General features: G+C 43.1%; 15 protein-coding genes and 1 pseudogene. All 16 read left to right on the forward strand.

Going from position 1 to position 13,573, the window contains the following annotated elements; translation table 11 throughout:
• Window positions 1–101 precede the first annotated feature (101 nt).
• Window positions 102–815 (forward strand): amino acid ABC transporter ATP-binding protein, encoded by a 714-nt coding sequence (locus tag ACYQ2N_RS19240; RefSeq protein WP_460001034.1) that lies wholly within the window; start codon window positions 102–104, stop codon window positions 813–815.
• Between the two features lie 115 nt (window positions 816–930).
• Window positions 931–1,443: pseudogene (locus tag ACYQ2N_RS19245) on the forward strand (transporter substrate-binding domain-containing protein); the annotation flags it as partial.
• 2 nt (window positions 1,444–1,445) lie between these two features.
• Window positions 1,446–2,123 (forward strand): amino acid ABC transporter permease, encoded by a 678-nt coding sequence (locus ACYQ2N_RS19250; protein ID WP_460001035.1) that lies wholly within the window; start codon window positions 1,446–1,448, stop codon window positions 2,121–2,123.
• On the forward strand, window positions 2,123–2,770 hold the full coding sequence (locus tag ACYQ2N_RS19255; RefSeq protein WP_460001036.1) for an amino acid ABC transporter permease: 648 nt from the start codon (window positions 2,123–2,125) through the stop codon (window positions 2,768–2,770). Before ACYQ2N_RS19250 ends, ACYQ2N_RS19255 begins: the two co-directional genes overlap by 1 nt.
• Before the next feature lie 764 nt (window positions 2,771–3,534).
• Window positions 3,535–4,761 carry an urea ABC transporter substrate-binding protein gene (gene urtA, locus ACYQ2N_RS19260; RefSeq protein ID WP_460001759.1) on the forward strand — a complete coding sequence of 409 codons (1,227 nt, stop codon included), beginning with the start codon at window positions 3,535–3,537 and terminating at the stop codon, window positions 4,759–4,761.
• An 89-nt stretch (window positions 4,762–4,850) separates the two neighbouring features.
• Window positions 4,851–5,759 carry an urea ABC transporter permease subunit UrtB gene (gene urtB, locus ACYQ2N_RS19265; protein ID WP_460001038.1) on the forward strand — a complete coding sequence of 303 codons (909 nt, stop codon included), beginning with the start codon at window positions 4,851–4,853 and terminating at the stop codon, window positions 5,757–5,759.
• Between the two features lie 31 nt (window positions 5,760–5,790).
• Window positions 5,791–6,873, forward strand: a complete 1,083-nt coding sequence (gene urtC, locus ACYQ2N_RS19270; protein ID WP_460001039.1) for an urea ABC transporter permease subunit UrtC — start codon at window positions 5,791–5,793, stop codon at window positions 6,871–6,873.
• A 62-nt stretch (window positions 6,874–6,935) separates the two neighbouring features.
• On the forward strand, window positions 6,936–7,691 hold the full coding sequence (gene urtD, locus ACYQ2N_RS19275; protein ID WP_460001040.1) for an urea ABC transporter ATP-binding protein UrtD: 756 nt from the start codon (window positions 6,936–6,938) through the stop codon (window positions 7,689–7,691).
• Window positions 7,684–8,376 carry an urea ABC transporter ATP-binding subunit UrtE gene (urtE, locus tag ACYQ2N_RS19280; RefSeq protein ID WP_460001041.1) on the forward strand — a complete coding sequence of 231 codons (693 nt, stop codon included), beginning with the start codon at window positions 7,684–7,686 and terminating at the stop codon, window positions 8,374–8,376. Before urtD ends, urtE begins: the two co-directional genes overlap by 8 nt.
• A 28-nt stretch (window positions 8,377–8,404) precedes the next feature.
• Window positions 8,405–8,719 carry an urease subunit gamma gene (locus ACYQ2N_RS19285; RefSeq protein ID WP_460001042.1) on the forward strand — a complete coding sequence of 105 codons (315 nt, stop codon included), beginning with the start codon at window positions 8,405–8,407 and terminating at the stop codon, window positions 8,717–8,719.
• A gap of 125 nt (window positions 8,720–8,844) precedes the next feature.
• Window positions 8,845–9,198: an urease subunit beta gene (locus tag ACYQ2N_RS19290; protein ID WP_460001043.1), complete on the forward strand. Its 354-nt coding sequence runs from the start codon at window positions 8,845–8,847 to the stop codon at window positions 9,196–9,198.
• A gap of 20 nt (window positions 9,199–9,218) precedes the next feature.
• A complete protein-coding gene (gene ureC, locus ACYQ2N_RS19295; RefSeq protein ID WP_460001044.1) occupies window positions 9,219–10,925 on the forward strand; it encodes an urease subunit alpha in 1,707 nt (568 codons plus the stop codon).
• Window positions 10,926–10,960: 35 nt separating this feature from the next.
• The gene (locus tag ACYQ2N_RS19300; RefSeq protein WP_460001045.1) at window positions 10,961–11,392 is read left to right on the forward strand and encodes an urease accessory protein UreE; all 432 of its coding nucleotides are present in this window, start codon (window positions 10,961–10,963) and stop codon (window positions 11,390–11,392) included.
• 35 nt (window positions 11,393–11,427) lie between these two features.
• Window positions 11,428–12,069, forward strand: coding sequence for an urease accessory protein UreF (locus ACYQ2N_RS19305; protein ID WP_460001046.1), 642 nt, complete (start codon window positions 11,428–11,430; stop codon window positions 12,067–12,069).
• 13 nt (window positions 12,070–12,082) lie between these two features.
• Window positions 12,083–12,694, forward strand: a complete 612-nt coding sequence (ureG, locus tag ACYQ2N_RS19310; RefSeq protein ID WP_460001047.1) for an urease accessory protein UreG — start codon at window positions 12,083–12,085, stop codon at window positions 12,692–12,694.
• A complete protein-coding gene (locus ACYQ2N_RS19315; RefSeq protein ID WP_460001048.1) occupies window positions 12,694–13,572 on the forward strand; it encodes an urease accessory protein UreD in 879 nt (292 codons plus the stop codon). The genes ureG and ACYQ2N_RS19315 overlap by 1 nt, the downstream gene beginning before the upstream one ends.
• Window position 13,573: the final 1 nt, after the last annotated feature.

A 13,573-nucleotide genomic window follows, 5' to 3' on the forward strand; every position in this document is an offset into this window, starting at 1 on the left:
GGCATATTGTCAGTATGATTGTTCCGCCATTGGCGGTGACAGTAATGCCGTCATTTTAGGTGAGAAGCTACACCAGCGAACTAGAGTAGGAGGATGGACTAGTGATACAACTCGAAGAAATGCATAAGCATTTCTTCGAGTTGCATGTTCTAAAGGGGATCAATCTTAAGGTTGGATCGTGTGAAAAATTAGTGGTGATCGGCCCCAGTGGTTCAGGCAAGAGTACCCTTATCCGCTGTATGAATCTCTTAGAAAAGCCGAGTTCAGGTAAAGTAACCGTTGATGGCGTAGAAATCACGGCGCACAAAGCTCAAGTGGCTAAAGTTCGTCAATCCGTGGCTATGGTTTTTCAACAATTTAATCTCTATCCTCATAAAACGATTTTAGAAAATCTGACCCTTGCTCCTATTTTAATTAAAAAAGTTCCAAAGGCTGAGGCAGAGGAATCAGGGCTGGCCTTTTTGGATCGAGTCGTATTGAAGCAGAAAGCGAATGCCTATCCTGCTCAACTTTCCGGTGGGCAGCAACAACGGGTCGCGATTGCCAGAGCGCTGAATATGCGCCCGAAAATTATGCTTTTTGATGAGCCAACTTCTGCTTTGGATCCGGAAATGATTCAAGAAGTTCTGGATGTAATGGTTGACTTGGCTCATGAAGGAATCACAATGGTCGTAGTTACTCATGAAATGGGATTTACTCGGCAAGTCGCTGACCGCGTGGTGTTTATGGATGAAGGACAGATCTTAGAACAAGGAACCCCCGAACATTTCTTTTCAAACCCAACCCATGAACGGACTAAACAGTTTCTGAGTTGAATTCTGCGTTCGTAACGACGCAAAAAAAGAAAGACGGAGGAGGATTTTTTATGAGAAAGTTTGGGATTTTAATGGTGAGCGCTCTGCTTGTTGGAAGTTTGGTAGTTAAAGTTATACCCGGGGCCCTCTACTGGACAATGGAAATGTTGATATGGATATTTCGACGTTTACGATTACGGAAGAACGTAAAAAAAGCTATGATTTTACCGATCCCTACTATACAGACGGTGTAGGTTTACTCGTTAAAAAAGCTCCCGGATACCAAAGTTTGAAAGATCTAAACGGGAAGAAGATTGGGGTAGCTCAGAGCGCAACCAGTAAAAAGGCGGTCCAAGATGAAGCGGATAAATTAGGGATTAAAGTTACGTTCCAAGAATTTGCGACCTATCCGGAAATTAAGGCAGCTTTGGATTCCGGGCGGGTAGATGCTTTCTCGGTTGACCGCTCGATTTTATTTGGTTATTTAGACGATTCAACGGCCATGTTACCGGATATATTTAGCCCACAAGAATATGGTGTTGCGACCAAAAAAGGAAATGACGGACTCGCTAAATTAGTGAATGATACGGTGGGTGAACTCAAAAAATCCGGTGAGCTAGATAAACTCATTAAGAAGTGGGGTCTGTAAAAGTGGTTGGACCATTTGCCTGGTTTAAATGGCAAGCACTCTTCCAAGATTGGCGTGTTTTTGCAGAGGGTTTTGGAAATACAATATTGGCATCCGTCCTAGCGCTAGCCTTAGCCTTGGCTTTAGCTTTAGGCATCGTGTTTGGGGTGTTGGGAACGACGCATAATAAGCCTTTCAAGGCAGTAAACCGCGTCTACGTCGAATTTATTCAAAATACCCCTCTGGTTATTCAGGTGTTCTTTATCTATAACGGATTGCCCCATTTGGGAATCATGATTCCTGTTTTAACCGTTGGGATATTAAGTGTAGGAATTTATCACGGAGCCTATATTGCGGAAGTGGTGAGGGCTGGCATTCAGTCAATTCATCGTGGGCAGATGGAAGCCGCTTTATCTCAGGGGTTCTCGTTTTGGGAAGCGATGCGGTATGTCATTCTACCTCAAGCGGCTCGGGTCGTTTTACCCCCTCTGACGAATCAAGCCGTCAGTTTGATCAAGAATACCTCCGTCTTAGCCATGGTTGCTGGTGGAGATCTCATGTATCGTGCAGATTCCTGGTCTGCAGATAACATTTATTACGGTCCAGCTTATGTTACGGTGGGATTGCTTTATCTTGCGTTATGCTTCCCCTTAGCCCAATTCGCTCGATATCTGGAGCGTAAGACGGAGGTGTCGATGTAATGCAGGAGGTATTTCAGCCGTATGTCTTCCGCTTTTTGGGTCAAGGGCTAGTTACGACTCTCTACTTAGCTATCATGACGATTATACTGAGTTATGTTTTTGGAACAATCCTGGGGATTGCTCGTTATTCTCAAAAAACAATCCTTTCTCAGATTCCCGCTGTCTATATTGAGATCGTGCGTAACATTCCCTTACTTTTGTTTATCTTAGTGATGCGCTTTGCGACGACGTTAAAGCCGATTAATTCAGGGATTCTTGCGATGACAATTTTTACCTCAGCTATTATTGCTGAAATCGTGCGGGGCGGATTGAAATCTGTCGATAGAGGGCAGTGGGAAGCGGCTAAGTCACAAGGTTTTTCGTATGTACAGACTCTGGTTCATATTATCTTGCCTCAAGCATTACGTAAAATGATCCCCCCACTCGTTTCCCAGTTTATTACGGTGTTGAAGGATACTTCTTTTGTCTGGGCTGTAGGAGTGGAAGAATTGACAGGTAAAGGTTTAATCATCATGGGGCAGTTCGGATCAACAGCGCAGGTGTTTACCCTGTTCGGAATGATTGCTTTAACGTATTTTGTCTTAAACTATGCCTTATCTGTTTTTGCACGGAATCAGCAGCGTAAAGCTGTCTATCAGAGCTTTTAAGTTCAAATTTAACATGAACAAAAAGTAGGGATGTCCCTACTTTTTTGTATAATATTTAGACTTTAGACGATTTGGCTTTTTCCTCTTGCAGAAGCTGAAAGCCTCATTATAATAGGGGATATCCAATTAGAACAGTTACATGACTGGCGGAAATAGTGTAGGATTACTCAAGAGGTGAGGAAATCTCTATAAGGAACTGACGGGGTGTCAAGTATACAATGTTATTCACTAAAACGACTAGCCAGATTCTCAAGTTTGCGCTATAATGACTTCATCAAACAACGAAGAGATATTGATGTGTTGGGATACTATAGTATGGCAATGGCGCCATATAGTTATCTGGGTCTACCTGGATAATTATATGGCGCTTATTTTTTACTGAGAGATTAAGAGATTTAGAGTTTTTTAGAGATTTAGAGTTCAAAGTCGAGTGCAATTTGTGGCCAAGGCCACTTCATATGAGTGGGCACCAAACCTGGGTTTGGAGCGTAATAGTGATAGAGAGAGCCCTTATCTGAAAGGATAGGTGTTTCTCTCTTTTTTTTATAAAAAAGCAATTATGAGAAAATCCAAATTAAAGAAGGTGATGTCCTGCGGAAAGGCCTAGAAATTCATTCATAAATTTTCGGATTAATAACCAAGGATTCTAAGATAGTTTTGCTAATTCCTCAATAAATGGGACAATCCATCGCAGAATCACTTAGGTTGTTGCTAAATGAAAGCAAGGAGGGTGGCAGTTTATGAGAAACTTTTTTACATCAAAAATGAAAAAACAAATAACGGGAGCAATCTCATTAACGCTTATTGCAGGATTACTGGTGACCGGATGTGCATCCAGTCAGACAGGCAAACCAACAGAAACCACGAGTTCAGGAGATACAATTAAAGTCGGTATCTTACATTCATTAAGTGGAACGATGGCAATCAGTGAAGTATCGGTCAAGGATGCAGAAATGATGGCCATTGAAGAGATCAACGCATCTGGCGGTGTATTAGGGAAAAAAATCGAGCCAATTATCGAAGATGGTGCTTCAGACTGGCCTACCTTTGCAGAAAAGGCCAAGAAACTGTTACAACAAGATAAGGTAGCAACCGTATTTGGCGGCTGGACTTCAGCTAGCCGTAAGGCAATGCTGCCTGTATTCGAAGAGAACAACGGTTTACTCTGGTACCCCGTTCAATATGAAGGCATGGAAGCATCACCCAATATTTTCTACACTGGGGCTGCTCCTAATCAGCAGATCGTTCCGGCGGTAGAGTGGTTATTTAAGAATAAAGGAAAGAAATTCTTCCTGCTAGGATCTGATTATGTGTTCCCAAGAACCGCTAATAAGATTATTAAAGCTCAAGTCAAAGCGCTAGGCGGCGAAGTGATTGCCGAAGAGTACACACCCCTTGGACATACCGACTATAGTACCATTATCAATAAGATCAAAGCCTCCAAGCCTGATGTCGTGTTCAACACGTTGAATGGTGACAGTAACGTTGCCTTCTTCAAGCAGCTTAAGGATGCAGGAATAACTTCCAAAGATCTGATAACCCTTTCAGTAAGTGTCGCTGAGGAAGAAGTTCGCGGTATTGGCGCCGAAAACATGAAGGGTCATCTGGTATCATGGAACTACTATCAAACCACCGATACACCTGAGAATAAAGAATTCGTTAAGAAATACAAAGCAAAATATGGTGCTGACCGTGTAACCGATGATCCGATCGAAGCGGCTTATGATGCAGTGTACTTATGGGCAGCAGCTGTTAAAAAAGCAGGTACAACGGATGTGAACAAGGTTAAGGAAGCTGCTAAAGGAATTGAATTTAAAGCACCTGAAGGTCTGGTTAAAATTGAGGGTGAAAATCAACATCTTTGGAAACCTGTAAGAATTGGCGAGGTAACCGAAGATGGCTTGATTAAAGAGATCTGGAGCACTGACAAGGCAGTAAAACCGGATCCGTACCTAAAATCATACGATTGGGCCAAGGGACTCAGCAATTAGTAGATAAACTCAGTGGACTGTGGTTTAACGGTGTAGGTTTATTGACCTGCACCGTTAAACCAATACTTTATTTAAAAGGTAGTGGAAGAATGAATACCTATATCCTTCAAATATTTAATGGAATCAGTGTTAGCTCGATTCTTATATTAGCCGCTCTAGGACTTGCTATTACTTTTGGTTTGATGAAAGTCATCAATATGGCTCACGGTGAGTTCATCATGATCGGTGCCTATGTAACTTATCTCATTCAAAATCAATTCATGGCGCATTTGGATAAGAGCCTTTTTGGACTATACTTCATTTTTGCTATTCCAGCTTCGTTTATTGTTTCCGGTCTTATAGGATTTATTCTAGAAGGTACAGTGATACGCCACCTTTACAATAGACCATTGGATAGCATCCTGGCAACTTGGGGTGTTAGTTTAGTGCTACAGCAACTTGCAAGAAATATATTTGGAGCGCCTAATGTCGATGTGAAAAGCCCAAGTTGGTTGGAGGGCGGACTTGTTATACGCCAAGGGCTACAATTACCCTATAAGCGACTGTTTATTATCGCTTTAGTTATTGCTTGTCTCGTTGGTATGTTTGTACTGCTTTATAAAAGTAAAACTGGACGACGAATTCGAGCGGTCATGCAGAATCGGGAAATGGCAGAGAGTATGGGGATAAATACCCGAAGGGTGGATGCTTATACTTTTGCTATAGGCTCAGGGTTTGCTGGAATTGCCGGGTGTGCTTTAACCTTACTCGGTTCGATCGGGTCCACCTTAGGGACTAATTATATTGTCGATACGTTTATGGTTGTCGTTCTTGGCGGAGTAGGAACGCTCATGGGAACTGCTGCCGGTGGACTATTAATTGGGACAGCGAACACTACGCTTGAATTTTTCACGAATACATCGCTGGGTAAGGTCCTTGTCTTTATCTTAATTATTTCATTCTTACAATGGAGGCCCAAAGGACTGTTTAATATCAGTAGCCGTTCTTTAGACGAATAAAATAAATTATTACGGAAAGGGGGATATGATATTGACTATTTTTAAAGGTAAGAAATCAAAAGAAGAATTCGTGTTCTCAATAATCATCTTAATTTTAGTACTCGCTCCATTATTTCTATCCATATTTAGAGTGAATTTACTTGGAAAATTTATTGCCTATGCTATTTTGGCAATTGGATTAGATTTGATATGGGGATTTACAGGGATTTTAAGTCTTGGGCACGGTGTGTTTTTCGGACTTGGAGCATACTGTATGGCAATGTACCTTAAGTTAGAAGCTGCCCACGGAAAACTACCGGATTTTATGTCTTGGAGCGGGCGGGAAGTCCTTCCGTGGTTTTGGAAACCCTTTATCAACAGTGCTTTTGCAATCGCAATGGCAATCCTGATTCCAACCGTATTGGCGTTCTTAATTGGGTTTTTCACCTTTAAGAATCGTATCCGGGGAGTCTATTTCTCCATCTTATCCCAAGCCCTATCCATGATTTTTGTTGTTCTGTTTGTAGGGCAACAGGCCTATACCGGTGGAACAAACGGCCTGACAAACTATAAAAGCATCATGGGCTTTTCATTATCGAATGACTCAACAAAGCTCGTTTTATATTATATCTCGATCGGCCTTCTCGTTTTGACCTATGCCTTTTGCAACGTTTTGGTTAAACGAAGAATAGGTAGGATTCTTGTCGCCATCCGGGACGGAGAAAATCGAGTCAGGTTCTCGGGTTATAATCCTACAACTTATAAGATTTTTGTTTATTGTCTATCTGCAGCCTTAGCAGGGCTTGCCGGAGCAATCTTTGTGCCCCAGGTCGGTATTATTTCCCCGGCTGCAATGGGTATAGTGCCATCGATTGAAATGATTATTTGGGTGGCAATTGGTGGGCGCGGAACATTGATAGGCGCTGTGATTGGGGCGATACTTGTGAATGCCTTGAAAAGCGGCATCAGTGAAAGTTTCCCCGATATATGGTCTTACTTTATTGGGTTAGCCTTTATTTTTGTAGTATTGTTTATGCCCAACGGTATTGTCGGACTGGTCAAGAAAATAGCAGCGAAATTTAGCAATCAAGTACTGAACGACAATCAGCGGAAGAGTACTGATAAAGCGGCTTAATCAACAAATTAAACCAGCACAAAGGCTATTTTTTAGTCGATAATTTGAAAGGCGGTGGGGGTATGGATTCGATATTGCAGATTGATAATCTAACTGTAAGTTTTAATGGATTTAAGGCAGTTAATAATGTGAATACCGGGATTGAGAAAGGCGAAATTCATTTTTTTATCGGACCGAACGGTGCTGGAAAAACAACTTTGCTTGATGCTATTTGCGGGCGGGTTAAGCCTCGGTCAGGACAAATTATCTTTTCTGGCACTGTAGACGTTACCCGGTATTCAGAGCATGAGATTGTAAATATAGGAATAGGAAGGAAGTTTCAGGTACCCTCCGTATTTACTAACATGACCGTTTACGAAAACATGGAACTTGCTGTCGTGAAGGATCGTTCGTTGTATACTTCCATGTTTCATAAACTGAAAAAGGAACAGAACGAGAGAATTGAAGATATCTTAGTCACGATTGGTCTGTATGATAAACGTTTTAACACTCCGACAGCATTATCTCATGGTGAAAAGCAATGGCTTGAAATCGGTATGCTGCTCGCCCAAGAGCCTAAACTCATGCTGTTGGATGAACCTGTTGCCGGAATGGGCCGGTCTGAAACTGATAAGACCGGGGAACTTTTGAAGAAGATAGCTCAAAATTGTACCATTATCGTTGTCGAACATGATATGGAATTTGTAAGGGATTATGCAAGTAAGGTTACGGTCCTCCATGAAGGGGCAATATTGGATGAAGGCAGTGTATATGACGTTCAGAATAATCAAAAGGTAATCGATGTGTACCTTGGACGGGGTGGGGAACGCGATGCTTGATGTAACAAACCTTAAGGCCTACTATGGAGAAAGTATTATTCTAAACAATATCAATTTGCGTGTACCCGAAGGGCAAGTTGTCTGCATTCTCGGCCGAAACGGGGTAGGAAAGACAACTTTCTTAAAAAGTATTATGGGATTGGTTCGTACCCCTAAAGGAAGTATTACGTTTAACGGCAAGGAAATCATTACGAAGCCCACCTATTTTAGGGCTAGGCAAGGGATTAGTTATGTTCCGCAAGGTAGGGATATCTTCCCTCAATTAACCGTCCATGAAAACCTTTTACTTGGCCTTGAGGTATTCGGAGGTAATGGAAGTATCGATGAAAAGATCTATGAATTGTTTCCGGTTTTGAAGGCCATGCTTAAAAGAAAAGGGGGAGACTTAAGCGGAGGGCAGCAGCAGCAACTGGCTATTGCCCGGGCCCTAGTGTCTAAGCCCAAATTACTTATCCTCGATGAACCAACCGAAGGGATACAGCCGTCCGTGATCCAGGATATCAGCCGGGTCATCAAACAATTAAAGCAGGAAGTGAACTTAACGATCCTGATTGTTGAGCAATATTTGGAGTTTGTCGTTGATTTTTCAGATTATTATTACGTGATGGAAAAAGGACAGATTGTGACAAAAGGCTTCACTAAGGATATAAATCAAGAGGAAATTCAGAAACGGATGGCCATTTAAATCATTATAAGGAACGGGAGGTTAAACGATGCATCTTAGTCCGACTGAAAAAGATAAACTGTTGATTTATACAGCAGGACAGGTAGCCCGTGAACGTTTAAACCGTGGATTGAAGTTGAATTATCCAGAAGCAGTGTCCTTGATTACTGCTGAACTGCTGGAACGAATCCGGGATGGGTTTACAGTTGCCCAACTCATGGAGATGGGGACAAAGATCCTGAAGCGTGACCAAGTTATGGAGGGAGTCCCTGAAATGATTGAGGAAATTCAGGTTGAGGGAACCTTTCCTGATGGGACTAAATTAGTGACAGTACATCATCCTATACGTTTATCCAATGGCTAACCGCTACAAAAGAAGTCAGGGACAGAGACGTGAGTCTCCAGTGGAAACTTACGCCGTGAGGCCAAACGTAAAGGTAATGCTTATCGCCGAACGGAGTGGAAACCAGATCAAGGGGGTAAAAGTTAATGATACCAGGAGAGGTCAAATTGGCTGAAGGCGCAATCAATGCGAATCAAGGCCTGAATACAGAAATAATAACGGTTGAAAACACGGGTGACCGTCCCATCCAGGTCGGCTCTCATTATCATTTTTTTGAAGTGAACAGGTATTTAGTCTTTGATCGAACATTAGCTTGGGGCATGCGTTTAAACATTCCATCAGGTACCGCTGTTCGTTTCGAACCTGGAGAAAGCCGCACGGTTAAGCTTGTTCAATTTTCAGGTGAGGGGCCTTGGTTTGGAGCAAATAACTTAACTGCGGGTTATATGGACAAGACGAAAAGTATCGATCAAGCTAAACAGCAAGGGTTTATAAAATAAGTACGTTAGGGGGAACAAATGTGACTTTGAGTATGTCACGCCGTCAACATGCTGATATGTATGGGCCAACCACTGGCGATAAAATTCGATTAGCCGATACAGAATTATGGTTAGAAGTGGAAGATGATCTTACCAGACCAGGTGATGAAGCAAAATTTGGTGGCGGTAAGGTCATTCGCGATGGTATGGGGCAAGACCCACAGGCGCTGGATGAGGCTATGGATTTGGTCATTACCAATGCAGTAATTATTGACCATTGGGGTATTATTAAGGCTGACATAGGTATTAAGGAAGGACGTATTTATGGCCTTGGCCACACAGGAAATCCCAAGACGATGGCCGAGGTTAACCTTCCTATAGGGGCAGGCACTGAGGTGATTGCAGGAGAGAACTATATCGTGACTGCAGGCGGAATTGATAGCCATATTCACTTTATTAGTCCGCAGCAAGTTGAAACAGCGATTGCTTCCGGTATCACAACCATGTTAGGAGGCGGTACCGGCCCAGCAGCTGGAACAAATGCTACAACCTGTACCCCAGGTGAATGGAATATATTCCGGATGCTGCAGTCTGCTGAAGCGTTTCCGGTTAATATCGGTTTTTTCGGAAAAGGGAACAATTCTTGTCCTGAACCGCTGATAGCCCAAGTTAAAGCCGGAGCAATGGGCCTTAAACTTCATGAGGATTGGGGATCGACGCCTGCCGCTATAGACTGCTGCCTCAAAGTTGCGGATGAATATGATATTCAGGTCGCCATCCATACGGATACCCTAAATGAAGCCGGCTTTGTCGAAGATACAATTGCTGCAATTGCCGGGCGTACTATCCATACTTTTCATACCGAAGGAGCTGGAGGAGGCCACGCCCCAGACATTATTAAAGTTGCCTCTTTGCCCAATGTGTTGCCATCCTCAACCAATCCTACCCGGCCGTTTACGGTGAACACGCTCGAAGAACATCTCGATATGTTAATGGTTTGTCATCATCTTGATAAACAAGTCCCTGAGGATATCGCTTTTGCTGATTCCCGTATCCGCCCTGAAACGATTGCGGCTGAGGATATTTTACATGATTTAGGTGTCATCTCCATGATGTCTTCAGACTCTCAAGCGATGGGGCGGGTTGGCGAAGTTATCATTAGAACCTGGCAGACAGCGCATAAGATGAAGCTTCAGCGTGGTTCATTGGAGTCTGATAGTATAGCTAGTGATAATAAACGAATTAAACGCTACATTAGTAAATATACCATTAATCCTGCGATCACTCATGGAATCAGCCATGTTGTGGGTTCGGTTGAAAAGGGTAAATTAGCGGACCTCGTCCTGTGGAATCCGAAGTTTTTCGGGGTAAAACCTGCAATGGTGATCAAAGGCGGGTTTATCATGTATGCCGCTATGGGCGATGCCAATGCGTCCATTCCCACACCACAACCGGTTATCCAACGGCCAATGTTTGCTGCGTTTGGTAAAGCGATCGCTTCTTGTTCCGTAACTTTTATATCCCAAGCAGCGGATTCGGAAAAGCTGGCTAAGGAACTAAAACTGGATAAACAACTTGTTCCGGTGAAAAATTGCCGTCAAATTGGTAAGGCTGATATGAAACATAACTCTGCTACGCCGCACATTTCTGTCGATCCTGAAACCTATCAAGTCACCGCAGATGGAGAGAACCTTACTTGCGAACCGGCTGATGTCCTGCCTCTGGCACAGCGGTACTTTATGTTTTAAGTTTGGACGAAATATTGATGAGGAGTATGTAAGCTATGATAGTTACTAAAGTGGTGGGTAAACTTACTGACTTGGAACACGACCAGCATCGCGGAAAAGAGGCTTTAACCATTGAACAGGTATTTCTTTCCTGGGATGAACTTCAGAAAAGGATTCTTCGTAAAACAACAGATGTGGGCAGAGATATAGGGATACAACTGGAGAGTGAACATTTGCATCCTGGGGATATTCTTTACCGGGAAGAAAACCACGTAATTGTCGTAAGGGTAAAAGAAGAGGCTGTTTTGATCGTTCCGGTCAGGAACATGACGGAAATGGGGTTAGCTGCACATGCTATTGGTAATATGCATGCCCCGATCGAGGTGAAGAGTGAGTCTGTGATTACGCCCTATAATCCTGTATTACAAGAGCATTTATCTAAGCTAGGGTTATCCCCGGTTAAAGAAGATCGGGCTTTTGCACCATGATTCACCAACCATCTTTGGAAAAAGGATTGCGATTAATGCAGTTAGCAGATTCATCCTTTCCTTCGGGTAGCTTTACCCAATCTTTTGGTCTAGAAACGTTTATTCAACGCAGTGACATTAAAACCAAGCAAGAATTAGCCCAGTTTATGCAGACCTTTCTCTACTACACTTGGCGGCCTACTGATCTACTAGCGGTAAAACTCGCTTGGAATGCAGCACAGCAATCAGATCTGAAGCACCTTAATTTACTGGACAGACGGTTAAATGCCATGAAATTACCGTCTGAAAGCCGTGAAGGTAGTCTTAAGATGGGTAGAAGGCTTCGACAATTACTTTCTGAAATTGATGTCCATTATATTTCAGACGTTAAATTCCCCTTGGGCCACCATGCCATCATTTTGGGACACTATGGAGCGATCTCAAGAATTGAATTACCCCTGCTGCTCGTTGCCTTTGCACATATGACCATTGCGTCTCTTATTGCGAATGGCGTACGGGCTATTCCGCTGGGACAGACGAGTGGACAGCAGGTGCTCGCGCTTCTTCAACCTTTGCTCAACTCTTGTATTCAATGGGCAACCACTGCCACTGAAAAAGATTGGGGTGGCAGTGCACCAGCCTTCGATTGGGCCGGTATGGCTCACGAAAGATTATATTCCCGTATATTTATGTCTTGAAGGAGGTTTTTTTGTGTGGCCGATTCGTATCGGGGTAGGGGGTCCTGTCGGTTCAGGTAAAACTGCTCTTGTAGAAAAACTAACACGCTATCTGGCAGTAGATTATAGTATTGCAGTGATAACCAATGACATTTTTACAAAGGAAGATGCTGAATTCCTTTGTCGTAACGGTATTTTGCCACGGGATCGAATCATTGGAGTCGAAACGGGAGGATGTCCCCATACAGCCATAAGGGAAGATGCCTCTATGAACCTGGAAGCGATTGATACGCTTAAGGAAAGATTCCCGGATCTGAACATTATTTTTGTGGAAAGTGGCGGGGATAATTTGGCGGCTACCTTTAGCCCCGAATTAGTCGATGTTGCAATTTATATCATCGATGTGGCCCAAGGCGAAAAAATACCCCGTAAAGGTGGCCCTGGTATTACCCGTTCGGATCTTTTGATCATCAATAAAACGGATCTTGCCCCTTATGTCGGAGCCAGTTTAGAAGTGATGGCCAAAGATTCACTGCGCATGCGCGGTAAACGACCCTTTTTGTTTACCAATCTGAAAACTGAAGAAGGTTTAGATAATGTCTTACTGTGGATACGGAAAAACGTGATCATGGAGGATATTACCTAATGATTGCACCGTTAAAACACGGTATTCTTCAAGTTGAAGTCCAACAGGAAAAAGGTAGGAGTATTATCAGCTCTCTTCGGCAGAGAATGCCGCTACGGGCTTCAAACCCTCTCTATGCGAATGACAAGGGAGCGGTTTTTTTCTATATCATGAATCCGGCTGCTGGTCTTCTGCAAGGGGACCAGCATAGTATTTTAGTGCGGGTAAAGCAGGATTCTCAGGCCGTTGTTTTCGGTCAAGGGGCTACCAAGGTTTTCCGCTCACCGCAAGGAATACTTTCGAGGCAATTCACAACCTTGATCGTTGAGCAAGGGGCAAGACTTGAATATATGCCAGAAGTGGTCATACCCTTTGCCGAAGCCTGTTTATTCAGTCGTATGAATCTCCAAATATCAAGTGAAGCTTCCGCATTTTTTTGGGAAATCACTGCACCTGGGCGAGCAGCCCGGCAAGAGCTGTTTAAATATAATTTGCTTGACCAGCAGACCCATATTTTTCTTGACCATGAATTGATTTTTAGTGATCGGTTTATGCTGGAGCCGCAAAAGGTACCGCCATATTTGCAAACTTGGAATAGTCCACTTGGGGTAATGCATGGCTATACCCATATGGGCACATTTTGGGCTATTGATCCTAATCTACAAAAACTGATGATTGAATTACTGCAGCGAAACACGGAAGATGAAAACGGTTTTCTGGAACATATGGCTGAACGCTATAATATTTTGATTGCCGGAACTGCAATTTGTAAGCAGGTTTATTGTTTCCGGGCCTTGGGCCATAGCGCAGAAAATATTCAAGAGGGCTTTAAGGAGATATGGAGAATCTTACGTTTGCGATTATATAATGAGCCTGAGTGGCCATGGAGGAAATTCTAGT

Source organism: Paradesulfitobacterium aromaticivorans (assembly GCF_054657415.1).

Coding starts and splice junctions, on each gene's coding strand:
- urtD (WP_460001040.1), top strand. CDS start 6,936: ATGGATTCGATATTGCAGATTGATAATCTAACTGTAAGTTTTAATGGA.
- ACYQ2N_RS19300 (WP_460001045.1), top strand. CDS start 10,961: ATGATAGTTACTAAAGTGGTGGGTAAACTTACTGACTTGGAACACGAC.
- urtA (WP_460001759.1), top strand. CDS start 3,535: ATGAAAAAACAAATAACGGGAGCAATCTCATTAACGCTTATTGCAGGA.
- ACYQ2N_RS19285 (WP_460001042.1), top strand. CDS start 8,405: ATGCATCTTAGTCCGACTGAAAAAGATAAACTGTTGATTTATACAGCA.
- urtB (WP_460001038.1), top strand. CDS start 4,851: ATGAATACCTATATCCTTCAAATATTTAATGGAATCAGTGTTAGCTCG.
- ACYQ2N_RS19315 (WP_460001048.1), top strand. CDS start 12,694: ATGATTGCACCGTTAAAACACGGTATTCTTCAAGTTGAAGTCCAACAG.
- urtE (WP_460001041.1), top strand. CDS start 7,684: ATGCTTGATGTAACAAACCTTAAGGCCTACTATGGAGAAAGTATTATT.
- ACYQ2N_RS19255 (WP_460001036.1), top strand. CDS start 2,123: ATGCAGGAGGTATTTCAGCCGTATGTCTTCCGCTTTTTGGGTCAAGGG.
- ACYQ2N_RS19305 (WP_460001046.1), top strand. CDS start 11,428: ATGCAGTTAGCAGATTCATCCTTTCCTTCGGGTAGCTTTACCCAATCT.
- ACYQ2N_RS19290 (WP_460001043.1), top strand. CDS start 8,845: ATGATACCAGGAGAGGTCAAATTGGCTGAAGGCGCAATCAATGCGAAT.